The following is a 25,962-nucleotide window of genomic DNA, read 5'->3' as shown; positions in this document are numbered from 1 at the left end:
ATAAAAAAGCGAGATTGAATCTCGCTTTTTATTGTTAGGATTAGTCACCCAGTCCGATACGTTCAAAGATATCGTCCACTCGTTTAGTGTAGTATGCAGGGTTGAAGATTTCGTCGATTTCATCTTGAGTCAGGCGAGAAGTCACCTCTGGATCTGCTTCCAGAAGCGGTTTGAAATCTACTTGGTTGTCCCAGGAGTAGGCTGTTTTTGGCTGCACCAAGTCATAGGCTTGCTCACGCGTCATGCCTTTTTCGATCAAGGTCAACATAGCACGTTGGCTAAAGATAAGACCAAACGTAGAGTTCATGTTGCGGATCATATTTTCTGGGAAGACCGTCAAGTTCTTGACGATATTTCCGAAACGGTTGAGCATGTAGTCAATCAAAATGGTTGTATCTGGTGTGATGATACGTTCAGCTGATGAGTGGGAAATATCACGTTCGTGCCAGAGAGCGACGTTCTCATAGGCTGTCACCATATGACCACGGATAACACGCGCCAAACCTGTCATGTTCTCAGAACCGATAGGGTTGCGTTTGTGAGGCATTGCTGAAGAACCTTTTTGACCTTTGGCAAAGAACTCTTCCACTTCGCGCTGCTCAGATTTTTGAAGACCACGAATCTCAGTCGCCATACGCTCGATGGAAGTCGCGATGCTGGCAAGAACTGCAAAGTACTCAGCATGAAGGTCACGAGGAAGCACCTGTGTTGAGATTTCTTGGGCACGGATACCCAGCTTGTCGCAGACGTATTGCTCTACAAATGGTGGGATGTTGGCAAAGTTCCCAACCGCACCTGAAATCTTACCAGCTTCCACTCCAGCAGCTGCATGCTCGAAACGCTCGATGTTACGCTTCATTTCACTGTACCAAGTCGCTAATTTAAGACCAAAAGTTGTCGGCTCAGCGTGCACACCGTGGGTACGCCCCATCATGATGGTGAACTTGTGTTCCTTGGCCTTGTCAGCGATGATGTTAGTGAAGTTTTCAAGGTCACGACGGATGATGTCGTTAGCCTGTTTGTAAAGGTAGCCATAGGCAGTATCCACCACGTCGGTAGAAGTCAAGCCATAGTGAACCCACTTGCGCTCCTCACCAAGCGTCTCAGAAACTGCACGCGTGAAAGCTACCACATCGTGGCGCGTCTCCTGCTCAATCTCCAAAATACGGTCGATGTCAAAGTCCGCCTTCTCACGAATCAAAGCCACATCTTCCTTAGGGATTTCCCCCAACTCAGCCCATGCCTCGTCAGCCAAGATTTCCACCTCAAGCCAAGCACGGTATTTATTTTCTTCACTCCAAATGTTCGCCATCTCAGGGCGAGAGTAACGGTTGATCATGATTAAGATACCAAGGGCGACTAGAAAGCGACTGAATTTTAGGAAACCAACGACGGACACTTTCGTCCTAAGAGGTTTATCTAAATTCCGAGCTTTCCGCCCGGGTTCAGGTCTGCAAACTAGATACCCATTTCCTTTCTTCTTTTATTTTCTACATGAGGAGCGCTTTTAGCAAGAATCCAAATACTTGAATTTGCCCTCTTCTCCTTATTGTTAAAAATTTTTAGCTCATTCAGAGATTATGTAACCTGTATTCTTTGTTATACTTTTTAACTTCTCTTTAAATTATTTCGAAATAACCAATTTTATAAAATTTCAGAAGAATTTAATATTACTAATTCCGATACTGCTTCCAATAATGGAATCTCATTTCTCAAAATATCTTTATGAATATTTACTCGATAAGTTTGAGATTTCCTATTACTCTTACTGTGAATCAAGGAATTTCTAGTAAAATAAATCCTTTTTGCAAGAGTAATATATATCCCCTCTTCGTCACTAAAAGAAATACCAGGGCCATTACTAAAATCTACTTTATTATTTTGATAGTAGTCTGGATTTTGTTTCAACTCTATTAATCTTTCTCTTAATTCTGTAGGTCTGACATACTCTTTTAAAACAAATTTCAAGGATTCTAATTCATTACCTTGACCATCCTCACCAAAGCCAGTCAATCGTTTATGAGAAAAATAAGCCAACTCCTTGATTTTAGATTTATTCCTATATGAAAAATCAGGATGGGTTATCTTGTTCATCAAATCTTCTATTAATTTTTTATTAAATATTTCATCATAAAAATATTCTAAGATATGATAATAAGAAATAAATTGTATAAATGGATCACTACTTTCCGAAGCTTGTCGGTAGTATTCAATTATAAACGGATCGTATCTCCTTTTTGGTGCCTCCATTTCAAAAGGTTTTACCCCATACAACCTTCTCTCATCACTAATTTTATTCAAATTTTCAGCTTCAATTATTGGTCTATGTTTACTATAAATATAAGTAAAAATAAAAGAATCTTTATATTGTTTGAACTCATATATATCCTTAGGTTCGTTAGAAATAATTTTCAATGAAAAATGATAGGGAGCAATTCGACTCGATAGATACGTTAAGAATGGTTCATATTTCTTATCTTGTTCAAATTCTACTTGTTCAAGTCTCCCAACTCTTCTCTTACGCATATCCATATCTTTAAAATACATAAGTATGTCATAACCAGGATGAACCATTTCCTCAATTCGTTTATATAGTAAATAAAATGTTGCAACATCAGAAATTCCAGCTATACGATAATTTATATTAGAAGCATTATCCGCTACCTCTATAGGAGAGTAGTAATATCTCGGAGGACGTCTTANATCACTTGATGTCAAAAACAGTTCAAAACTAGTACTAGACTCTAAAAAATAATTTTCTTCCTGCTTATAGTTAGGTAATGAGAAAAACAATTTCTCCATTTCTTCATTATCAAACATCAATAATTCATTATCTACATATACTGAATTTTCCACCTTAAAGTATATTTTATCACCGGGTGTATCGACCTGAAGTCCCAAATATTCAAACAACTTTGTTTTAAAAGTAATATAATCCATAATTTCTTATTCAAATTCTTCTTTTCCAATCCACACAAATGGACAATGATCTAGCGTATTCAAATCCGTATCCAGTGCCAAATCATAAATCACCAAATAGTTTTCTGGGTGCTGAGCTACTAGCTCTTCATGCTTGTCTTTCACCTTTTCGTGATCCCCACTAGCATGCAAGACCTCAACGACTGCTCCACAGCCTTATCTTGTTTAATAAAACCATTGTACAACCAGAATACTCTAGACAGAAATCCCCTTCATATTGGCTTCTAGAATAGGCATCTCAACCCCCAACTTCAGACCAGTCTGATAAACACTTTGACAACAATAAAAGATATCTTGTTTGTCATTATGCAAGGTCATGATTTTTCGGGTCAGCTCATTTTTCGCAAACATAGCTTTCATGGCCTTCCCTGCAATCCAAGCGGGAATTTTATAAGGCAAGAGTTCTGCTTTGTAAAGTTTCAAATTCACACCACGCGCTTCTACGACTTTCAAAGCCTCTCGAATGGCCTTGATGGCTAATGATAATTCCGAAGAACTGTTCATCAAGTTCAAAGCCAATTTTTCTGGATTTTCTAGATTTCCCGAGCGTGCAGCTGTCGAGGTGACACCCGCATTAATCGCCATGTGAATCCAAATCCACTCGACCATATCATGGGGAACCTCCCACTTCAAATCTGCTGAAGTCAGCAAATCCGTCAAGTCAGCATAATTGGGGATGTGTGCTTTTTTCTCCCCTTCTAACATTAAATGGTCGAACAAGACGCCATCCAAATGGTCCTTATTCATATGACCACCAGCTGTCGGAAATGCGAGAATATAGTCATACTCCCCTGCCCATTTCTCTACTTCCTCTCGCGTATTCCAGAAATTACAGAAGAAAACGAGAGTTCCTTTAATCTGATTTTCTCGCAAAGTTTCCACAGCTCCTTTTACAAAACCCTGACGCACACTGATAAAAATAAAATCATATTCCGCATGAGCCTCCGCCACATGAACCACATAGGTATCCCGTTTATTTTCACCTTTGGAAACATAACGGCCATCTAGCAAATCAACTGGCAAAACGTTTGGTGCTGTACTTTTCTTACTTTCTCTCAGCACGTGATCTACCTGATGACCTGCTTTTTGAAAAGCATAGGCATAAATGGTCCCGATAACCCCAAGACCTAAAATTGCTATTCTCACCTAAAAATCAATCCCTTCTCCAAACTCAACCACGCTATCCGGCACATCACTGAACAAGGTCACATGCCCCATCTTGCGGTTGTACTTCGCTTCTATTTTACCATACATGTGAAGGTGGGCGCTTGGATTTTCTGTGACATATTTTTCAGCGACCTCAACGTGTTGGCCGAGTACATTAAGCATAACGGCTGGCGCATGCAGTTTAATAGCTGGCAATGGTGCTCCTAGAACGCCTAAAATATGGGTGTCAAACTGGGAGAAGTCGCAGGCTTCGATAGAGTAGTGGCCAGAGTTATGTGGACGTGGAGCAATCTCATTGACGATGATGTCATCGGCAGTCGCAAACATTTCCACGCAGAGAGTTCCAGACAAGTTCAGTTGTTCAGCGATTCGCACTGCCATTGCTTTTGCTTTTTCTGCTAGACTTTCTGAAACGCGAGCTGGCACAATGGTCTTGGACAGGATGTTATTGCGATGGATATTTTCCTGAACGGGGAAAACCGTCACATCCTTGCCATTCCCTGATACAATGACAGAAATTTCAAGGTCAAAGTTGACGAATTCTTCCAAAACGCAGTCTGCTGAGTCGGCTAGTGCACGGGCTTCTTCCAAGTCTGCTTCTGAGCGAATGACTTTTTGTCCATGCCCATCGTAGCCACCAGTCGCAGTCTTAAGAACATAGTTTTTCGACAGGTCGATATCCGCCAAATCTTGGCTAGAATTCACAACCTTGTATGGTGCTACAGTGACTTGAGCCTTGTTTGAGAGGAAGTCCTTTTCAAAAATGCGATTTTGAGAAATGCGGAGCAGGTCTGTTCCTTGAGGGAGTTGTCCATCCTTAATGACAGCATCCAGACCGTCAGCATCGACATTTTCAAATTCATAAGTGAGGACATCACATCGCTCAGCCAACTGACGGAGGGCGTCCACATCGTTATAAGGTGCCACGATGATTTCCGCCACACGAGAGGCTGGGCAATCCGCCGCAGGATCCAGCGCGATGACCTTGTGCCCCATATAGATAGCAGAAATGGCCATCATCTGACCAAGCTGACCGCCACCGATAATTCCGATTGTTTTAGATAAGCTCATTTGTAGACTCCTCTGCGATTTTTCCTTGCTCTTCTGCGAAATCTGCCAATGCTATCGCGATAGCCTGATCCTCTACTGACAGGAGACGGAGGGCAAAGAGGGCAGCGTTAGTCGCTCCTGCTTCACCGATAGCCATAGTTGCGACAGGCACGCCACCCGGCATCTGCACGATAGAGTAGAGCGAGTCCACGCCACTAAGGGCACGCGATTTGACGGGTACACCGATGACAGGAAGGGTTGTTTTAGCAGCAACCATACCTGGCAAATGAGCTGCGCCACCTGCACCTGCGATAATGACCTTGATACCACGACTACGTGCTTCTTCGGCATGTCTGAACATGAGATCAGGTGTACGGTGGGCAGAGACAACCTTCTTTTCGTAGGCTACACCGAAACGGTCTAAGATTTCGGCAGTTTTTTGCATGGTTGCCCAGTCGGATTTTGAGCCCATTATGATGGAAATAATTGGTTTAGTCATAATTTTTCCTTTTCTTTTTTGATAATGGTCTTAGGTGGTGGGGACGGAAGCAAACCTTCGGTTTCATTCCTAAACTTTGAGCCTAAGGTCTCAAAGTTTCCCCCGACCAGAACAGTGAATGTTCTGGTCTTTTCACCACGGCGACCATTAACGTATTTGGCGACTTCGTCGCGTTATTTTTATACTTTTACTTCATAGCCTTGCTTCCGATATCTGTTCGGTAAAAGAGGCCTTCTGTTTTTTGTTGGGAGAGTTCTTGATAGATGGTTTCTTGAGCTTCTTTGACGGTATCGGCTGTGGTGACGAGCATATAGACACGTCCGCCGTTTGATAGCAGTGCTCTGCTATTTTCCGCAAACTTAGCCCCTGCATAGTAGGTGATGATGTCGCCTTCGGTTTTAGCTGGCAATTCCACACCCTTTTCATAGTCTAGCGGGTAGCCGTTTGATGCGACAACCACACCCAAAGTCACACCCTTCTCCGTCCACGTGATGGTCGGCTCCTTGCCATCGAGAATATCCGTAATGTTTTGCGCAAAATCAGAGGTCAGACGAGGCAGGATAATCTGTGTTTCGGGATCTCCGAAGCGAGCGTTAAACTCTATAACCTTCGGACCGTCAGCAGTCAAAATAAGCCCTGCGTAAAGAACACCAAGATACGGACTACCTTCTTTAATCATCCCTTCAAGGACTGGCTTGACAATGGTGTCAACCGCCGTATCAACCACGCTCTGTGGCAAGTGAAGAACTGGCGCATAAGATCCCATACCGCCCGTGTTAGGCCCCTTATCGCCGTTGTAGGCACGTTTATGGTCCTGAGCTGTCGGCATGATGTAGAACTTGTCCCCATTGACAAAGGCAAAGAGAGAGAACTCTTCTCCGTCAAGGAATTCCTCGATGACCACACGCGCTCCTGAGTCACCAAATTTATTGTCTAAAAGCATCTCGTGAGCAGCTTCGACGGCTTGCTCAACCGTTTCAGCAACGACAACACCCTTCCCGAGCGCCAATCCATCCGCCTTGACTACGATTGGAGCGCCTTTTTCTTCGATATAAGCCTTGGCCTCCTCGAAATCTGAAAATGTGCCATAGGCTGCTGTCGGGACGTCGTATTTGACCATGATTTCCTTAGCAAAATCCTTGGACCACTCCAGCTCCGCTGCAGCCCTAGTCGGACCAAAAGCCTTGAGCCCAGCTTTGTTAAAATCATCCACGATACCAGCAGCAAGGGCATCATCTGGCCCAATGAAGGTCCAAGCAATATCGTTGGCTTTTGCAAACTCAATCAGTTTAGAATGTTCGGAAATAGAGATATTCACTAATTCCAGACCATCCAGAGTCATCCCATCATTCCCAGGAGCAACAAAGACCTGCTCAACATCCCGAGACGCCAACAACTTCTTAGCAATCGCATGTTCACGACCACCCGAACCGACAACTAACAGCTTCATCTCTCAACCTCTTTTGCGAATTATTTACTAATATTATATCATAAACGTTCGTTTTAATCTAATTATATCTACAAGTAGAAAAATACAACATAGAGTAAACTTACTGAAGCTAGTTCATTTTTTAAATCTTTAAACACTTAATGAGGCTGGGACAAAAAAATTTTGACTTTAGGAATTCTATACGATAAATTCTTAGACTGGGTAAATGAAATAAAAAAGCGAACAAGAAAAAATTCTGATTGTCAGAAAACTATCTTTGTTCGCTTTTTATATTTAAGGCTAGAATTTTGTCCCAAGCTCATTAAGTGCGGAATATCTCTAAAGTATATAGCCATGTTTTATATCTACCAGACATAGGAAATCTGATTTATTCGTTTCATTTTTATATCAATTACATCAAAACACTCTGGTGTGAATATAGCTAAATTGAAACCTTCTAGATTCATAACACTACGGAATTCAATTCCTTGAAAGGCATATTGTTCAGGATATTCTTCTGAGACTATAGATCTGACAAAATCAGCTATATATTGAGTTGGGAGATAATCTAAAACATCATCAGAATTTCTCATTACTCTCCCCATCTCATAATCAATTTGTTTTAGATGCTTTTTATTAATTGCCAACTCAGCAATGTCATCAATAATCCCATCTTGAAAGGGACTAATTTCATTGATTTTTTTAAAATCAATGACTGTTATAGGAGACTTTAATTCAAAAGTCCCAATGCAGACATGGTCATATAAACCTGTTCTAGTTTCATGTAATGCTGTTTTTTCTGTATCACCCAAATATAACGTCACAATCCCTCTTGCATTCGCTCTTCCATCAGCAGATTTACCTTTAGGGGGTGCACCTATTTCTTTCGGCTCAAATTGTTTTCTATCTTTTGCAATTCTACATCTAAAGAATTGTTCTCCTCCTGAATAAGTCTTTTGGATAGCTTCACAATACTTTGCTAAAATACCTTTATTAATCTGGTTAGAATGAAAACGATTATTATATTTAATATCTTCAACAAAACATTCCCAACCCTTACTGAATAACGAATGCGCCTGTAAATAGATAGGATCATACATTTTATCTACTCCAACAGGTGAGTTTAACAAGTTTGGAATTTCTTCAAACAGTTCTTTACAAATTTCTGAAAGCATTTGATAAACCTTATACTCATCATTAGTAGTAAATATATTCCAATTTGTTGCTACTTCAGTTTTTAATAGCGTCTCTTGACCAGATTGGAAATTTTCTATTTTTTCTATTGGAGAAAAAATAGAAATAAATGAACTAAAATAATCAATTAAATAATTATCTTTCTGCGTATCATAAACAAAGTCATTCGCATTATTACATAAATCACAGCTAGACTGTCTTCCAGCTATGACTACTTGAGATTTAAGAATTTCATCTGCAAAGCATTTTTGACAAAACTTCATTAACTATCTGTCTCCATTTATTTGATCAAGATATTTACCAACCAATTCAATATGATGCATCATGGTTAATTTTTTAATGGTGCCAAGCCCTGGATATGTTTTGGTATCGGACAATCGTTGAAACTCTTTGATCGCCATTGTCTGTGATATTTTACCTTCTTCAATAGCATTTATTAACTTTTCGAGAGCCTCCTCAAACTTACCCGCTTGGTTTCTCTGCTTTTCATTTGTATTAGATACAAAATGATGAATTCTTAAATCTTGTTTTTCGTTAAAATAAACGATATGAATAGCTATAGCAGTGGGGGCAAATCCTGAATCACTGTAGCTCTCGCCAACAATAGAGTAATCCGAAAACCCCTTATACCCATCCTTTAAAAAATATTTATGATCTTCTGAGAAAAATTCATCTGTTTTTTTAGCATAATCTACATTTCTTGGCGCTTTCTTAAATCTGTCACTAACTTTGACTTTGCTCCCGCTAACCTCTCTGTTTAACTTACTGTCTTCCCCAATAATATTGTAGGCTGTTAGTTCTGTATTATAATTATCTTCGTATCCATTTAAATCATCAGGATCTTTACATATTGTGATTTGCCTACTCATGTCATCATTCTGCTTGAAATTATCAGCTTTTTGATAATCTGTGCTTATCAGTGAGGCAAAGTACAAATGCTCACTCTGCTCAATCACTTTGTCTAAGCGGCTTGCTCGATTTTTTTCGTTTTTGCTGTATTCCTCATTAAAGAACCCTACTGCTGGATTCATNATGAGGGCACACGGCTGCTTCTTCGTTGCAAATGCTTCCAAAGTACTGACCAGAGTTGGGGATAATCTCACTGGTTCAATAATTGGAATAACATTGTTGCTTAACTTATTATTTTCTAATAACTCTCTGAGCGCTATTAATTCATATTGCCGACCTCTTAGGTATGGAAAATACATACTTTGCTCCTCCTATTTTCGTAAAAATTGTGCAAGTGCATCATAATCCTTTGGTTTAAAGTTCATGAAATACACCAAAAACTTGAGTTCATATGGGACCGCCGCAAACAATTCTTTATTGATTGGATTTCTTTTTTTCAGTTCAATTAAAAAATCTGAATAAAATTGTTCTAGTCGAATATCTTCAGTTAGTTGCCTACAAACATCGTAATAATCGAATTGAGAGACCTGAGGTAAAGAACCAAAATGCTTCTCAATAATACTTTCATATTCGCGTTTCCGAAGAATACTGAAAATGATATCTCTATCTAAATCATTATTGTATTCCTTGGGTTCCATCACTGTTTTAATTTTTACGTTTTTTTGTAAAATATATAGACCAATAGGTTTATTAATCTCATCAATTTTTCTTTTCGCCATTTCTATGTTCTTTTCGTATGTCAAAATGGCAACATGGTTAAAAGCTTTATAATATTCATTGATTTGGTTTTCAAGTCTGTCAAAATTGTCTAATTCTGTTTTTATTTCATACACAACCGCCTTCCCGTTGATTAAAATAAAATCTGGTTTTGCTCGACCGACAGGTATCTCTGTTAAAGCTGTTGTAGTATTGACACTATGTATTCCTAATAAACGTTTATTTAAAAGAGTATTCTTATAGAAGTATTCGTTCCGATACGACCGAGATAGTTTATTATAAACATTTTGAATAGTGGACAAATTATTTTCTAATTTATAATGTTGCGAAACACGCTCAAAAACTGAATCTTTTTTATTTTGTACGAGATTTTTGATAGTATTTCTGGAAAAAAATCTATTTATTAAATAATTTTTTTTAATTTCCAAATCAATCCCCTCCTTGATTGCGCTCTGCTAACATCATTATATCAAAAATATTTACTTCTAACATAGTTTATCATAACTTTATTTATTACCTTGCTGATAAAATTATGATGTTTTCTAATTTACAAATAAATTCGCTTCTCGTAATTTTTTTATTAATCTATTATTTCATTTCAAAAAAAGGAAAGAAACTGTTTTCTTCCCTTTTGTTTTCTTAATGTCTAAAATGTCTTACTCCTGTGAAGACCATAGTCAAGCCGTATTTGTCCGCCGATTCGATGGATTCTTGGCCACTCATTAACCAGTTATATCAGAAAGGTTAAAAAGTAGCTCTCATTTAATCGTTTTTCATTTCGCATATTTTTCTAGATGTGTTTGGATTTTTGGCATGATGAGATGCATTATTTTAAGATTCGTAAAAGCTATTATCATGGCTAATAAAAGATAGACAAAGACTGATAACAAAGGAACGTCAGAAGACCAATAGTGGGAAATAATCATTAGAACCATTGGCAATTCTAGGGTTACTGTGACGACTCCAGGAACATAACCCCTAAATCGCATGCACATGATATAATGGATTATGAAATGAGATGTATAAGCTATTACAAAAGATAAATAGAGTAAAGTGTTGTGAGTTATTTGGCAGAATCCAGAAATAAACACCAGGATGATAAATTCCTCCAACACACCTACTGCAAAAGCGGAGCCTTGCGTAACGGAACCAAAGAACGGTTTCTTAAAAGTTTCTAATTTTTGATGATGCCGTGTTTTCCACAAGGGCATAAAAATCATTTCTTCAAAATCGTGTAAAATAAATAAAATAGGTAGCATCCAAACATTAAAAAGAATGCTCATATCTTTACCTCCTTAATAACAACTAACAATTGTACAATGTTAAGAATAAATGATAATCATATATCACGCGCAACACTTTTAGTATAAAGATAAACTGTTACAAAAACAAGAGGTTAAGAGAAATTGGCACAGTTTGACCAAAAGTGTGACAGGAAAGGAAAAATACCATGGAATATCAAACGCGACAATGGCTGGAGGAAGCCTTGTTCGATTTATTAGCAACTAAGAAATCCCTTCATAATATCAGCATTGCAGAACTCAGTGAGCATGCTCAGATTGCTAGACGAACGTTTTATCGTTATTACCATTCAAAAGAGGAAGTTCTTACGAACTATTTAGACCGCTTAATTCAAGACTATATTATCGAACTTCAAACAGCAAAACTGACTAATTTTGAAGATTTGGTGAACCTTTTCTTTCAGTATTGGAGCCAGTACACTGAGCCATTAAAAATTTTGCAGGACGCAAACTTGCTCGTGCTTATCTTGCAAAGGTCTTATGATAAGCTTTCTGCTGCTTATACCACTGTCATGGCACCTTGGCATGTCACAAACAGTAATCAAAGACAAATCACCTATGATAGTAGATTCATCGTTGGAGGTCTCTACAATATTTTTGATGAATGGTTAAAAACAGATTACCAGACAATGCCTGTTAACGAGCTAGTCACAACAACCTTAAACACCATAAAACGTATGAAAAATAGTTAAGTGAGAAACTGAGTTTTTCGATATTAGTCATGAACAGCTCTGACAAATCATTTTAATAATTTCTAACACTAAAATGCTTATTGTTTTAGACATACAAAAAGAGAAGACAACTTACGTCTTCTCTCGTTGTTAGTGATAAATCATTTATCACAGTTGATAATGAGCTAATTTTTAAATACCCATCAATGTCTAAAATGTCTTACACCAGTAAAAATCATAGTCAGGCCGTGTTTGTCAGCTGCTTCAATAGACTCTTGGTCACGGACTGATCCTCCAGGCTGGATGATCGCCTTGATACCTGCTTTGGCGATTTCTTCCACGTTATCCGCAAATGGGAAGAAGGCATCGGAAGCAAGCACAGCGCCGTCAAGACGGTCTTTGGCTTGGTCAATGGCGATACGAACAGAGGCCACACGGTTAGTTTGACCTGGGCCGACACCCAGCGTCATGTGGTCGTTGGTTACGATGATTCCATTTGATTTGACGTACTTGATAGCTTTCCAAGCGAATTCAAGAGCAGTTGCCTCTGTCTCAGTTGGTTGGCGTTTGGTCACCACTTGCCAGTCTGCTGGGCTTTCTTTGACCACGTCTTGATTTTGAACGAGGAGCCCACCGACAACACCTGTGTATTCTGCTTCCACTTCACTGGCATCTTGAGCGTCAAATGGCAAGGCAAGGATGCGCAAGTTTTTCTTTTTGTTGGTCAAAATGGTTAGCGCTTCATCCGTATAGCTTGGTGCGATGATGATTTCAAGGAAGACACCGTGCATCTTCTCAGCTGTCGCAGCATCCACCTCACGGTTAAGGACGACAATTCCACCAAAGATAGACACTGGGTCAGATTCATAAGCGTAGTCCCAAGCTGTTTCAATGTTGTCAGCCTGACCGATTCCACATGGGTTCATGTGTTTGAGAGCCACAACAGTTGGACGGTCTTTGAAATCACGGATGATACGGATAGCTGCATCCGCATCACGAATGTTATTGAAGGACAATTCTTTACCGTTGAGCTGTTTCGCTGATGCAATCGAATAGTCTGTCGGCAAAGCTTTTTGGTAGAAGTCCGCATCCTGCTGAGGATTTTCCCCATAACGCATTGGTTGCTTGAGGTCATAGGTTAAAGTGAGCTTTTCAGGTTTGCTTTCTCCGACTTGAGCTGTGAAGTATTCTGCAATCAAAGCGTCATAAGCCGCTGTGTGACGAAAAACCTTGGCTGCTAAACGTTGGCGAGTTTCATAAGTCGTTTCACCATTTGCTGCCAATTCATCAAGCACCACTGCATAGTCAGCAGGGTCTACCACAACTGTCACGCTGTCGTGGTTTTTCGCTGCTGAACGAAGCATGGATGGCCCGCCAATATCGATGTTCTCCACCGCATCAGCGTAGGTCACATCTGGTTTGAGAATCGTTTCCTTGAAAGGATAAAGGTTGACTACCACAAGGTCAATGAGCTCGATCTGATTGTCCTTAGCCGCTTCCAAATGGCTATCCAAGTCACGACGAGCCAAAAGTCCACCGTGAATATTTGGATGGAGAGTCTTGACACGACCGTCCATCATCTCTGGAAAACCCGTCACATCATCAATCGCAATGGTCTTCACCCCAGCATTATCAAGGGCAACCTTAGTTCCACCTGTCGAGATAATCTCCCAACCAAGTTTTTTGAGTGCTTGGGCAAATTCAACAATGCCCCCTTTGTCTGAGACGCTGATTAAGGCGCGTTTAGTCATTATTTCTCCTTCTCCAAAACCATATATTTAACTTCGTATAAAATATCTATTAGATACACTTCTTTTGAAGCTTTACCCCATAAGGGGTATTTAATAATATTTTTTATTCCACCATGTATGAAATTAATCAACCATACTATTATAACTACGATTAAAATTAAACCCAAAAATGTTTCAACAGAAATAGCTGTCTCATCTGCAACAAATAATTTATTTAAAGCCAAAGTGACAAAAGCCGTTGTCAAAATTATACCAATCCTACCAACAAATTGTATTGAACTTTCATATCGCTTAATCGACCTATCACGTTTATCTGTCAAATCAGATATTAACAACTTCACAGCATAACTAGCTTTTTCTCCATACATAAGAATCAATTCATACTTTATTTCTCTACATAGCTCTTCAAATTTATTAGGTTTTCCGTCTGAAACTTTATCAAATTTTCGACTGAGATAAATAAAGTACCCCAAAGAAAACACAGTAAAAATAAGNAAAGCTATTTTAACACACAAATCACCAAAATCCCACAACCAAAGTACATAACTTGTTAACATTAGAGCAATAAATACAATTAAGCTAATTAGAAATTTATTTCTAATTTTTATTACTTTAGGGTAAAATTGTTTTTCATACTCATTAAAAAATTCTTCAAATTCTTTAACTTTATCTAGTAAATTCTTAACAGCTTTATTATTCAAAATTTACCTTCTCTCCACTCCCAAGCTATCCAGAACCTCTGGATACAACTTGTACTCTGCCTCATGAATACGAGCTTCAAAGCTTTCGATGGTATCATCAGCTAGACGTGGAACACGGACTTGTTTGATGACCTTGCCTGTGTCCACACCTGAGTCCACCCAGTGAATGGTCACGCCGCTCTCAGCGACATCAGCTTTCCAAGCGTCCTCAATCCCATGAGCGCCTGGAAATTCTGGTAGGTAGGCTGGATGAATGTTAATGATCCGACCTTCATAAGCCGACAATAAGGTTGGGCCGACAATTTTCATATAACCCGCCAAACAAACCAAGTCAATCTGGTGTTCTTCCAAGAGTTCGACAAGAGCAGCTTCGTAGTCCGCCTTGTTCTCAAACTCCTTGAGTTCAAAAGCATAGGACAGGACGCCGAGCTTTTCTGCACGCTCGAGCACATAGGCGTCACGATGGTCTGAAAAAACAAACTCCACCGGAAACTCTTCAGCAATCACCTGAAAATTTGAGCCATTACCAGAGGCAAAAACCGCTATTTTTTTCATTTGATGATGACACTTTCGTTTTCTTTCTTAACGATGCGACCAATTTCATAGACTGGTTCATCCAGCAATTCTTTGACACGGCCTACATTTTCAGGGCTAACTGCCAACATGAGTCCAACACCCATATTGAAGATTTCAAACATTTCTTCATGCTTGATTTCACCGTATTTTTCAAGAGCCTTGAAAATTGGAAGCACTGGAACCTTGCTTTCTTCAATCTCAGCAGCCAAGTCATCTGCAAACATACGAGGGACATTTTCGATAAAGCCACCACCTGTGATGTGGGCAATACCGTTGACCAACTCTTCCTTGATGAGTGGTAAGACAGCCTTGACATAGATACGAGTTGGCTCAAGAAGGACTTCCTTGAGCTTCTTACCTTCCAATTCTGGCAAGACTTCCTCACCTGTGTAGTCGGCAAAAACACGACGCACGAGTGAGTAACCATTTGAGTGAATCCCACTTGACGCAAGTCCGAGAAGGACATCACCTTCAGCCACCTTTGAACCGTCTATGATTTGAGATTTTTCAGCCACACCTACTGCAAAACCAGCCAAGTCATAATCATCTTCGCCATACATGCCAGGCATTTCAGCCGTTTCTCCACCGATGAGGGCTGCGCCTGCCTGCACACAACCTTCTGCTACACCAGCAACCACTTGTTCTAGTTTAGCTGGTTCATTCTTGCCAGTCGCTACGTAGTCAAGGAAGTAAAGAGGCTCCGCACCTGCAGCGATGATGTCGTTAACACACATAGCCACACAGTCCTGACCAATCGTATCATGCTTATCATACTTGATGGCCAACATGAGCTTGGTCCCGACACCGTCAGTCCCTGAGATCAAGACAGGCTCTTTTACCCCTGTCTTTGAAAGGTCAAACATGCCACCAAAGCCACCAAGAGCTCCCATAACACCCGCACGCTCCGTACGAGCCACGTGCTTTTTGATTCGTTCAACAACTTCATAACCCGCTTCAACATCCACACCGGATTGCGCATAAGCATTTTTATTTGTCATCTTCTCTTCCTTTCCTTTCATGGAGAGTCTTTATCCGTCTACTTGTAAAAACTGGTCTTTTCTTCAAAACTTCTTTGATAGTCTTCCTCATAGTCGTAGAGAGGAGTTGGGTAGTCGCCGTCAAAGTAAGCGACACAGAGACCACCATTCGGTGCATCTGTTTCAATCCCGATAGAGTTAATCAAGCCATCAATCGAAAGATAGGTCAGGCTATCCGCACCAATGATTTGGCGAGTTTCTTCGACCGTATGATTGGCCGCAATCAACTCCTGACGCGTCTGGATATCAATCCCGTAGAAACATGGATAAGCCAGCGCTGGACTACCAATGGCAACGTGAACCTCAGACGCACCTGCTTCTTTCAAAAGCTGAACGATACGGCGAGAGGTCGTCCCACGAACAATGGAATCATCAATCATCACCACACGTTTGCCTTTGACAACACCCGAAACAGCAGACAGTTTCATCCGCACCCCTTGCTCCCGCAATTCTTGAGTCGGTTGGATAAAGGTGCGTTGGGTGTATTGGTTTTTGATGAGACCCATTTCATTTGGCAGACCAGATTCTTCTGCAAATCCCATGGCTGCGCTGAGCGAGGAATTTGGCACACCAACCACGATATCCGCTTCGTGCTTGAACTCACGCGCTAATTGGGCCCCCATACGTTTGCGAGCTGTATGGACATTGACACCGTGGATATTAGAATCAGGACGAGCAAAGTAGATATACTCCATAGAACAAATCGCCAGCTGGGTATCATTCGTATAGCTATCGTACTGAATCCCATTGTCATCTACGATTACAATCTCTCCTGGTTTTACATCGCGAATCCACTCAGCACCAATAACTTCAAAAGCACAGGTTTCTGACGAAACCACCACCGCTCCGTTTGCCATTTTCCCAATAGAAAGTGGACGGAAACCATTAGGATCAAGCGCAGCAATCAACTTATCCTCAAATAGCAGGATATAAGCAAATCCGCCTTTGACAAGGCTGAGCGCCTCCTTGATTTTGCCCATCAAGTTCGGATTGTGACTTCGACGAATGAGGTGAGCCAAGATTTCCGAGTCCGAAGTTGAACTGAAAATAGCTCCTCTTTGTTCCAATTCTTTCTTGAGCGATTCAGCATTGGTCAAGTTTCCGTTGTGAGCCAATCCAAACTGCATATCGTGAAAGCGGAAGAGAAAGGGCTGGATATTATCTACAGAAGCTTCGCCAGCAGTCGCATAACGAACATGCCCAATCGCGCTCGCTCCAGTCAGTTTATCCAAATTAGCTGGATTTCTGAACACTTCTGATAAAAGCCCCATGTCACGATGACGCTTCAATTGCCCCTGATCATTGGAGAGGATCCCTGCCCCCTCCTGACCACGGTGCTGAAGACTGTGGAGACCAAAATAGGTCAATTTAGCAGCATCTGGATGGCCCCAGATACCGAAAACACCACATTCTTCATTAAGAGATTTTACTTCGTATGTCATTTTTTATACCTTTTATTTCCCTGTGAAATAACGCACAGCCGACGCGAACAGGTGCTGGTCTTTATTTCCTGGGATGTTTTGGAAAAGACCTTCTTCATAACGTTCTGAGTGTCCCATCTTACCGATGATTTGACCATTCTTGCTGGTAATTCCTTCGATGGCATTTACCGAACCATTCGGATTATACTTAGAGTCCATACTCGGTTTGCCTTCAAAGTCAACGTATTGGCTAAAGATTTGACCATTGTCGCGGAGCTCCGCAAATTCCTCGGCCGTCACAACAAACTTCCCTTCACCGTGCGATACTGGAATGGCATGGATATCGCCCACTTGTACTCCAGCTAACCATGGTGAGTTTGTATTAGCAATCCGAGTTTCCACCATCTTGGCCACGTGCTGGTTGGCATCATTGTAGAAGAGGGTTGGGCTAGTACTGTTAGCATCCTCAAAGTTCCCGTATGGAAGAAGACCTGATTTAACGAGGGCTTGGAATCCATTACAGATACCAATAATCAAACCACCACGAGCGATAAAGTTATCAATAGCTACACGCACTTTTTCATTAAGCAGGATATTGACAATAAACTTAGCTGAACCATCGGGCTCATCTGCAGCTGAGAAACCTCCCGCGAAGAAGAGAATGTTAGCCTTGCCAATATTGTCAACCATGGTTTCAACTGACTTGACAATAGCCTCTTCATTCAAGGTCACGAATGGCACCAAGTTGACCTCAGCCCCTTCTTTTTCGAAGGCTTTAGCTGAGTCATATTCTGAGTTGGTTCCTGGGAATACTGGGATGTAAACCACTGGTTTTTCAATAGTTTCTTTAGCTTTAATGACTGTCTCAGAAGCGATAGCTGGCACTGCTTCCAGTTCTTTTGCTTGGGCAAATTCAGTAGGGTAAACTTCTTCCAGTTTGCCTTGGAAGACACTGTCAAGTTTCTGTCCATCTAGCTTCACACCGTTGACAAGGAGTGTAAAGTCTGCTTTTGTTTGTCCAATTTTCTCTACTCCAGCAATCTCTTCAGGAGATGTGAAGACAAATCCGCCTAATTGAGCTGTCAAGGCTGTTTCAAGTTCAAGCAAGGTCACCTCTGCACCGATATGGTTCCCAAAAGTAGCAAGAGCCAAGCTTTCAAGAACACCTCCGTATTTGACAGCTGATGCAGATGTTACTTTGTGGTCAGCTTGGATGGCTTCAAATTGAGCAAAGTTAGACTTAATCAAGTCAAAATCAATCTCTTGTGCCAAGGCTTGGCCTGGAATGTAGTAGATGTTTTCACCAGCAGTCTTGAACTCAGGAGAGAGGATCTTACGGCTATCTGCCGTCGTCACCCCAAAGGCAACCAAGGTTGGCGGTACGGTCAATTCTTCAAAAGTACCAGACATAGAATCCTTACCACCGATAGATGGTAAGCCAAGCTGGATTTGTGCTTCGATAGAACCTAGGAGAGCTGCTACTGGCTGACCGAAACGCTCAGCTTGTTTGTCCATACGCTCAAAATACTCTTGGTAAGAGAAACGGGCCTTAGACCAATTGGCACCTGTCGCCACTAGACGAGCGGTTGCTTCGATAACCGCATAGGCAGCGCCATGATATGGAGACCATTCTGCCACATATGGGTTGAATCCTTGAGCCATGACTGACGCAGTGTGAGTCACTCCGTGCTGAACTGGCAATTTCTGCACAGATGCCTCAGTTGGTGTGAGTTGGTAGCGACCGCCAAGTGGGTGATTGACCGTTGAACGACCGACCGAACAGTCAAAGATAGTTTGTAAGCCTTTTTGACTCGCATGGTTGAGGTCAGATAGAACCGCAAGGGTATCTGCTTCAAGTGTGTTAGTACTTGTTGTCCGTTCTTCTGGGAGTTCGACGTCCTTATCCACTACCTTGGCATCGACGACCACGCGCACACCATTTGTATCAAGGAAACGACGTTCCAAGTCCACAATGATTTCACCATTCCAGTGCATGACTAGATTTGGTTTTTCAGTCACTGTCGCAACNACAACAGCGTCAATATTTTCTTTATTACATTCCGCAACGAAGGCATCTACGTCTTCAGGACGCACCACAACTGCCATCCGTTCTTGTGATTCAGAAATGGCAATTTCTGTACCGTTCAAACCTTGGTATTTAAGAGGAACCTTGTTGAGGTCGATTTCAAGACCATCTGCCAATTCACCGATAGCCACACAGACACCACCAGCACCAAAGTCGTTGGATTTCTTGATGAGACGAGTGACATCGCCATTACGGAAAAGACGTTGAATCTTACGTTCTTCGATGGCATTCCCTTTTTGAACCTCAGCACCAGCAGTCTCTACAGACTCAACTGTTTGAACCTTAGAAGAACCCGTCGCACCACCGACACCATCACGACCTGTTTTACCTCCAAGAAGGATAATCACATCCCCCGCTTCCGGTTTTTCACGGACTACATTTTCCTTAGGAGCCGCTCCGACAACGGCACCTAGCTCCATACGTTTAGCTACAAAGCCTGGGTGGAAGTATTCACGAACGTAAGTCGTCGCCAGACCAATTTGGTTCCCATACGAAGAATAACCATGAGCCGCTGTCTTCGAAATGACTTGTTGAGGCAATTTCCCAGCGCGCGTTTCTGAAATCGGCGCTGTAATGTCACCAGCACCTGAGATACGCATAGCTTGGTAAACGTAGGAACGGCCTGACAACGGGTCACGAATGGCTCCACCGATACAAGTAGCCGCTCCACCAAATGGCTCAATCTCAGTTGGGTGGTTGTGGGTTTCGTTTTTAAACATGAGGAGCCAAGGTTCCTTGACACCATCAACGTCCACTTCGATTTCAACCGAGCAGGCATTGATTTCGTCTGACACTTCCTTGTCGTCCAAACGCCCATTAGCACGCTCATAACGACCAAAAATAGTCGCCATATCCATCAAGGTTTGTGGCTTTTCAGACCGACCTAGTTCATCACGCATGGCAATATACTTGTCATAAGTCGCTTGCAATTGTTTTTGGAATTTAGAAGCTGAAAAATCAATGTTTTTCAACTCAGTCTCGAATGTTGTATGACGGCAGTGGTCAGACCAATAAGTGTCCAAAACCTTGAGCTCTGTTTCCGTCGGCACGCGCCCGATTGATTTGAAATAGTCTTGGATAAAAAGCAAATCATCCACTTCCATGGCCATCCCTTGCCCTGCCTTGTAGCGAGCAAAGTCTTCTGCCGTATAGCTTTCAAAGAAAGTCAATTTAGGAATGGTCTTGTCTGACTCTGAAAATTCCTGCTTGGCAATTCCTGTCGTGATGTCCTTGAAACGAGAATCCACTGGGTTGAGCAGGTAGTTCTTGACCGCTTCCAACTCAGTCGCATCAATATCTTTATTAACCAAGTACAATTGTGCTGTATTAACCGTTACATCACTTGAGCTACCAAGCAAAAGCAAGGCTTCCTGTGAAGAAGCTGCACGCTGGTCAAACTGCCCTGGCAGGCTTTCAATGGCAAAGAAAGCATAGTTAGCAAGATCTGCTTGCACAGCCGCTTCATCCAAGACATGGTCTGTCACCTGTTCAGAGAAAATGTGTTTTTCTGCAGGCGCAAACAGGTTCTCTGCCAAGTCAAAGATATCATAAACTTGCACGATGCGAATACTTTTCAAGCTTGAAAGTCCCAAGTTGTGCTGGAGCTCTCTCACCAAACTCTCTGACTTGACCTGAAAATCAGCCTTTTTCTCAACAAAAATACGTTTATTCATCAATTCTTATTCCTTTATTTCAGCTCTTGCAATGTTCACAAATGACCTTGAAGGTGTTATTTTTAAACCTTGCAACTTTTCCCAGACAATCTCGTAAACGTCTGTTAATTCTCCGAGATCTCTACGGAGTGAAAAGGTCTGGGGGACCTTTTCAGCCTGAGTCCTTACATCTGAAAGACGAAGGTTTTCCGTTTCTAACAGATTATTTCAAACCCTGCAATTTCTCCCAGACAATCTCGTAAACGTCTGTTAGTTCTCCCAATCCCCGACGGAAAACATCCTTGTCCATGTGATTGCCATCTGCATCCCACAAACGGCAGTTATCTGGTGAAAACTCGTCTGCCAAGATAATCTTACCATCCTTGTCAAAACCAAACTCTAGCTTAAAGTCAATCAATTTAAGACCAATCTCAGCAAACCAAGCTTTCAAGAGCTCATTGATACGACGGGTTTCTTCTTTCAAGTAGGCAATCTGCTGATCATCTGCAATCTTTAGGAATTTCACATGCTCGTCATTGATAAAGGGATCATCCAAATCATCATTTTTATAGTAAAATTCGACAATCGGAGTCTCAAATGCGATACCTTCTTCTACACCAAAACGTTTTGAAAAGGAACCAGCCGTGTAGTTGCGGAGCACAACTTCCAAAGGAATAATCTCAACTTTTTTATTGAGCTGTTCCGTGTCCGAAAGTTTCTCCACAAAGTGGGTCGCTACACCAGCCGCATTTAATTTCTCAAAAATAAAAGATGAAATCTGATTATTTAACACTCCCTTACCTGCAATCTGCTCCTTCTTGACACCGTTGAAGGCAGTTGCCTGGTCCTTGTAAGTTGAAATAATAAGATTTTCATCCTCAGTTGTATAGATATCCTTTGCTTTTCCCGAATAGATCAGTTGTTTTGACATTTTAAAGTTCGCCTTTCGTTTTACTTGAGCACATTCTACCACAAAAGCATGAAAAATTCAAGATTTTTACGAATAAATAACATTTTCCTGTTTTAAGCGTAAAGAAAAACTGCAAGATAGGCTCTTCTTACAGTTTTAAAATCATTTATCCTCTGAAAACACGAATATTACCCTCTATTCAAAAATTGATCCCAAAAATAACGGAGATAGCTTTTCTTTCCTGTAATCATCTGCAGGCGACCTTCTAAACCATAACGAAGTGTTGTAGCCTGCTCAGAAGTCAGATGGGTCTCCGCCTCAATTTTAAAGAAATTCCCTTTTTCAGTCTTTGTAGCTGTCGCATCAATACTTGTAATCGTGGAATTCAGGAAAATTTGATTCTTCGCATCATTAGTTGTAGTATAACGAACAGAGTCCCCAATCTTGACTCTAGCAACATCTTTTGAACTGAGATAGGCTGTGAGTTTGGTTTTTCCTTCCTTTTCCAAGGATGGGTAGAGTTGAGCTAGCAGGGTTCCTTCTGCGACCATGGTAGAGCCACTGGTCTCAGGATTAAGGTGAAGCACACCGTCCTCGCTTGCTATAATTTTCCCCTTATCTAGAAGACCGCCTTGCACTTTCTTACCCGACTCCGCCTCCAAAATTTTCTGATCCAAAAGGGTTAATTCCTGACCGACTTTGACTAGGTGCTGAGACTTGAGGGATTCAAGTTGACTATCCAGTCCCGTTGCGTAGGCTTGTTGAGCTCCAGAACCCGCATACTGCACACGATAAGTAGCTAAACTAGACTCTAGCTGAGCAATTTGCGCATCCACCTGTGCAACAGCCTGAGCCTTAGCTTGGGAATTTTCCTCCCTCTGAGACTTGTAAGACTGGTAGAGAGAGTAGGCTAGATTCTGACTGGTCAAGGAAGCACCTGTTTCAATAGCCGACTTAGCTGTCTGGTAATCGCGAATTTTAGCCTCTGTTTGACTGATGAGGTTCCCGATTTCAGCTTGGGTTTGACTAGCTGCTGCATTCTGGGACGCGATGGTCTCATTTTGCTGAGAAACATTACTTCTTAGACCATTCGCTTGGCTGAGATAATCTCTAAACATCTCCTGGTAACCAAACTTATCCGCCTCTGGAAATTGATCACTCCCCTCTTTCAAACTGGATTGTAAATACCCCAACTGCTTTTTTTGATCCTTTAGCATCTCCAACTGACTGGCATATGCCTCAACCTGAACAGCCTCAGCCCCTTGCTGGTACTGAACCAGTAGATCCCCCTGCTTGACTAGTTTGTTTTCTTCCAGATAATTTGCCACAATCCGTTGATTGCTAGTTGACTGGATATTGGCAATGATTCGACTAGGTTCGACAGTCGCTCGGGTGGACAAACTAATCTCCTTCTCTGCAAAAACTGCAAATCCTAACAGAAACACGAGCAAAAGGGACATAGGTAAAATCACCCGACTGGAAAAATTATGATAACGACGATTATAAAACTCCGCACTTTCTAGAAATTCTGGTTTCATCCTCTCCTCTTCCTAGCTATTCACCAAATGGGCGTAAAAGCCATCCTGTACAAGCAAGTCTGCATGGGTGCCTTCTTCGACAATCTTACCCTGATCCAAAACAACAACCTTCTCTGTCCGCTCAGCAATAGTCAAGCGGTGAGCAATGAAAATCAAGGTCTTGTCTAAAGCCATGATATTATCAACAATTCGCTTCTCTGTCAAAATATCCAAACTGCTGGTCGCCTCATCCAATATCAAGACAGGCGCATCTGTCAAGAGAGCACGCGCCAGAGCGATTCGCTGCCGTTGTCCACCAGAAATTCCAGCCCCATCTGAAGTCAATTCTGTCTGGTAATTCAGTGGCATGCGCTCAATATCCTCCCGAATCTCGGCCAACTCAACCGCCCGTAAGATGTCTTCCTGAGTCGTCCCCTCCTTGGCTCCAAGGAGAAGATTCTCCAAAATCGTTCCGTTAAAGACATAGGGCTGTTGAGGCAGGTAGTTGATGTACTGGCGCAGGGCTTTTTTATCAATCTGATTGAGATTGACGCCACCTAGACTAATCTCCCCTTGACTTGGGTCGTAAAAATTAACCATCATCTTGGCCAAGGTAGTTTTTCCTGACCCTGAAATTCCCACGAAAGCCATCTTAGACCCTTTCGGAATGGTCAAATTGATATCCGACAAGACGTCACGACCATAGCCATACTTATAGTGAACCTGCTTAAAGGTCATATCTCCCTTCATCATGCTCAAATCCTCAACTGTTTTCTTCTCCTCAAACTCCGAAGCGACCAGATAGACCTCGTTCAGACGATTATTGGCAACCTGCGCTGTTTGAAGTTTGGTTTGCAGATTGATGATATTTTCCAAAGGATTGGTAAAGTAAACAAGCAGGGTGTTATAAGTAATCAGCTGGCCCAAACTCATTTTCCCATCCATAACAAGAATGGCTCCTAGCCAGAGAACGGCAACATTGAGCAGGAGCTGAGCAACTTTTTTCAGTGCCTTTTGCTGGCTTTCTGCCCGGCTATAGGTAAAGGATTTTTTCAGATAAGCTACAAATTCCTTATCAATTTTTTGATAGCGTGAACTTTCACTAGTCAAAGATTTAATGGTCTCAATACCGTTGATGTCCTCAATGATAGAAGAAGACAGAACTGCATTGGCTTCCATAGTGTCTCGATTCATCTTTTCAAACGGCTTCATAAAAGCAAAGATAATCACTGTGTAGATAGGAAGTGCAAGTAGACTAATGAAAAAGAGCGTCATATTTTGTGAAAACAAGACAAGCGAGATAATCAAAATCGTCGACACATCCAAAAAGATCGATAGAATGGTCGACGCTAGCGCATCGATGATACTATTGGCATCTGTAAAACGGGATACGATTTCCCCTGTCCTGCGTGTCGCGAAAAAGGACATCGGCAGGTGAAAAACATGCTTGATGTAGGACAAAATCACATCAATTGACAGGCGTTGCCCCAAAACAAGTAAGAGGTATTCCTGCGCATACGATAAAATCTGCTGGAAGATATAGACGATGACTAATCCTATTGAGATAATGCCCAAGGTTGAACGCATCTGGTCTGGTACGTAACTGTCAATGATAGACTGCAGATAATAAGAGCCCACGATATTAATCAGGGTTACCAAGAGTGTTGCCAAAACGATATTAGCAATCAAACCCCGCTGTTTGAGCAAGATTGGCAAGAAGGATAGGAGCCCCTGTTTTTTCTCCTTATNGGGTTTATAGTCTGGAGACGGAGCCATAAAGAGACTGACTCCTGTCCATTCTTGCGCAAATCGCTCACGGGAAAGCTTGGTCAGCTTAACACTGGGATCTGGATCAGCGATATGGATTGCCTTCTTATCCTGACCTGTCACCACATAATAGTGGAGTAACTTCCCTTCCTTGAGCACATGAGCCACAAACGGAAAGGTCAAATCTGACAGGTCAAAGAGCGTCATATCCGCCTTGATAGCCCGCGTTTCAAAACCAATTTCCTCTGCCACCTTTACAAGACCCAAAGCAGTCGTCCCATCCATGGTCGTCTTAGCTAGTTCTCGTAGATGAGCCAAGGAGTAATAACTACCGTAGTAACCAAAGACCATAGCCAAGGAAGCCACGCCACAATCCATCTGATCCACCTGGGGACGATAGTGCCTTTTCCCAAATTTCATATCCTTCTCCTTTTTCTAACAATCTCTTTAAAAATTTGTAAGATTATTTTAACCAAATAAGGATGAAAACAGGGAAATATTCCTAAATAAACCATTTTTGCACCTAAAACGCACTTTAAAAAGCATAAACTATCATTTAAATGTAAAAAAACAGAACAAAAGTTCTGCCTGTTTAAAGTAACCGTTAAAAAATGAATGCCCAGAAATA

At 41.5% G+C, this 25,962-nt stretch carries 20 protein-coding genes and 2 pseudogenes; 1 reads left to right on the top strand and 21 read right to left on the bottom strand.

Going from position 1 to position 25,962, the window contains the following annotated elements; all coding sequences use genetic code 11:
* Positions 1-40: 40 nt before the first annotated feature.
* From purB to D8847_RS03530, 12 genes and pseudogenes are all read right to left on the bottom strand, one after another.
* The gene (gene purB, locus D8847_RS03585; RefSeq protein WP_000610728.1) at positions 41-1,339 is read right to left on the bottom strand and encodes an adenylosuccinate lyase; all 1,299 of its coding nucleotides are present in this window, start codon (positions 1,337-1,339) and stop codon (positions 41-43) included.
* A 305-nt stretch (positions 1,340-1,644) separates the two neighbouring features.
* Entirely contained in the window at positions 1,645-2,940 is a 1,296-nt protein-coding gene (locus D8847_RS03580) for a hypothetical protein (protein WP_125840632.1), read from the bottom strand.
* Positions 2,941-2,946: 6 nt separating this feature from the next.
* A pseudogene (locus tag D8847_RS03575) lies at positions 2,947-3,164 on the bottom strand (phosphoribosylaminoimidazole carboxylase).
* 10 nt (positions 3,165-3,174) lie between these two features.
* Positions 3,175-4,125, bottom strand: a complete 951-nt coding sequence (locus D8847_RS03570; protein ID WP_125840631.1) for a ketopantoate reductase family protein — start codon at positions 4,123-4,125, stop codon at positions 3,175-3,177.
* The gene (gene purK, locus D8847_RS03565; protein ID WP_125840630.1) at positions 4,126-5,217 is read right to left on the bottom strand and encodes a 5-(carboxyamino)imidazole ribonucleotide synthase; all 1,092 of its coding nucleotides are present in this window, start codon (positions 5,215-5,217) and stop codon (positions 4,126-4,128) included.
* Positions 5,204-5,695 (bottom strand): 5-(carboxyamino)imidazole ribonucleotide mutase, encoded by a 492-nt coding sequence (gene purE, locus D8847_RS03560; RefSeq protein WP_125840629.1) that lies wholly within the window; start codon positions 5,693-5,695, stop codon positions 5,204-5,206. The genes purK and purE overlap by 14 nt, the downstream gene beginning before the upstream one ends.
* A 187-nt stretch (positions 5,696-5,882) precedes the next feature.
* On the bottom strand, positions 5,883-7,145 hold the full coding sequence (gene purD, locus D8847_RS03555) for a phosphoribosylamine--glycine ligase (protein ID WP_125840628.1): 1,263 nt from the start codon (positions 7,143-7,145) through the stop codon (positions 5,883-5,885).
* Between the two features lie 344 nt (positions 7,146-7,489).
* Positions 7,490-8,581, bottom strand: coding sequence for an RES domain-containing protein (locus D8847_RS03550; protein WP_125840627.1), 1,092 nt, complete (start codon positions 8,579-8,581; stop codon positions 7,490-7,492).
* Between the two features lie 3 nt (positions 8,582-8,584).
* Entirely contained in the window at positions 8,585-9,526 is a 942-nt protein-coding gene (locus tag D8847_RS03545) for a sce7725 family protein (RefSeq protein ID WP_125840626.1), read from the bottom strand.
* 12 nt (positions 9,527-9,538) lie between these two features.
* A complete protein-coding gene (locus tag D8847_RS03540) occupies positions 9,539-10,372 on the bottom strand; it encodes a sce7726 family protein (protein WP_125840625.1) in 834 nt (277 codons plus the stop codon).
* A gap of 211 nt (positions 10,373-10,583) precedes the next feature.
* Positions 10,584-10,658, bottom strand: a pseudogene (locus tag D8847_RS10895) (IMP cyclohydrolase); the annotation flags it as partial.
* Between the two features lie 59 nt (positions 10,659-10,717).
* Positions 10,718-11,227: an HXXEE domain-containing protein gene (locus tag D8847_RS03530; RefSeq protein ID WP_000025438.1), complete on the bottom strand. Its 510-nt coding sequence runs from the start codon at positions 11,225-11,227 to the stop codon at positions 10,718-10,720.
* A 167-nt stretch (positions 11,228-11,394) separates the two neighbouring features.
* Here D8847_RS03530 and D8847_RS03525 point away from each other — a divergent pair, with 167 nt between their 5' ends.
* Positions 11,395-11,937 carry a TetR/AcrR family transcriptional regulator gene (locus D8847_RS03525; RefSeq protein WP_000456532.1) on the top strand — a complete coding sequence of 181 codons (543 nt, stop codon included), beginning with the start codon at positions 11,395-11,397 and terminating at the stop codon, positions 11,935-11,937.
* Positions 11,938-12,119: 182 nt separating this feature from the next.
* Here D8847_RS03525 and purH read toward each other — a convergent pair whose 3' ends face one another.
* From purH to comA, 9 genes are all read right to left on the bottom strand, one after another.
* Positions 12,120-13,667: a bifunctional phosphoribosylaminoimidazolecarboxamide formyltransferase/IMP cyclohydrolase gene (gene purH / locus D8847_RS03520; RefSeq protein WP_125840624.1), complete on the bottom strand. Its 1,548-nt coding sequence runs from the start codon at positions 13,665-13,667 to the stop codon at positions 12,120-12,122.
* Entirely contained in the window at positions 13,667-14,368 is a 702-nt protein-coding gene (locus D8847_RS03515) for a hypothetical protein (protein WP_185757914.1), read from the bottom strand. Before D8847_RS03515 ends, purH begins: the two co-directional genes overlap by 1 nt.
* Positions 14,369-14,371: 3 nt before the next feature.
* Positions 14,372-14,923 (bottom strand): phosphoribosylglycinamide formyltransferase, encoded by a 552-nt coding sequence (purN, locus tag D8847_RS03510; protein ID WP_125840623.1) that lies wholly within the window; start codon positions 14,921-14,923, stop codon positions 14,372-14,374.
* Positions 14,920-15,942, bottom strand: a complete 1,023-nt coding sequence (purM, locus tag D8847_RS03505; RefSeq protein ID WP_011999589.1) for a phosphoribosylformylglycinamidine cyclo-ligase — start codon at positions 15,940-15,942, stop codon at positions 14,920-14,922. Before purM ends, purN begins: the two co-directional genes overlap by 4 nt.
* A 38-nt stretch (positions 15,943-15,980) precedes the next feature.
* A complete protein-coding gene (gene purF, locus D8847_RS03500; protein ID WP_125840622.1) occupies positions 15,981-17,423 on the bottom strand; it encodes an amidophosphoribosyltransferase in 1,443 nt (480 codons plus the stop codon).
* A 12-nt stretch (positions 17,424-17,435) separates the two neighbouring features.
* Complete coding sequence (locus tag D8847_RS03495) at positions 17,436-21,161, bottom strand: phosphoribosylformylglycinamidine synthase (protein WP_125840621.1); 3,726 nt, start codon at positions 21,159-21,161, stop codon at positions 17,436-17,438.
* 202 nt (positions 21,162-21,363) lie between these two features.
* Positions 21,364-22,071: a phosphoribosylaminoimidazolesuccinocarboxamide synthase gene (gene purC / locus D8847_RS03485; RefSeq protein WP_000043286.1), complete on the bottom strand. Its 708-nt coding sequence runs from the start codon at positions 22,069-22,071 to the stop codon at positions 21,364-21,366.
* 167 nt (positions 22,072-22,238) lie between these two features.
* Positions 22,239-23,588 carry a competence pheromone export protein ComB gene (comB, locus tag D8847_RS03480; RefSeq protein ID WP_125840620.1) on the bottom strand — a complete coding sequence of 450 codons (1,350 nt, stop codon included), beginning with the start codon at positions 23,586-23,588 and terminating at the stop codon, positions 22,239-22,241.
* A 12-nt stretch (positions 23,589-23,600) separates the two neighbouring features.
* Complete coding sequence (comA, locus tag D8847_RS03475) at positions 23,601-25,754, bottom strand: peptide cleavage/export ABC transporter ComA (protein ID WP_125840619.1); 2,154 nt, start codon at positions 25,752-25,754, stop codon at positions 23,601-23,603.
* Between the last annotated feature and the right edge of the window lie 208 nt (positions 25,755-25,962).

This window comes from Streptococcus mitis (assembly GCF_003942795.1).
In the GTDB taxonomy this organism is placed as follows: domain Bacteria; phylum Bacillota; class Bacilli; order Lactobacillales; family Streptococcaceae; genus Streptococcus; species Streptococcus mitis_BJ.
Note: the sequence above shows the minus strand (reverse complement) of the source record. Positions and strands in the feature narration are given on the sequence as shown.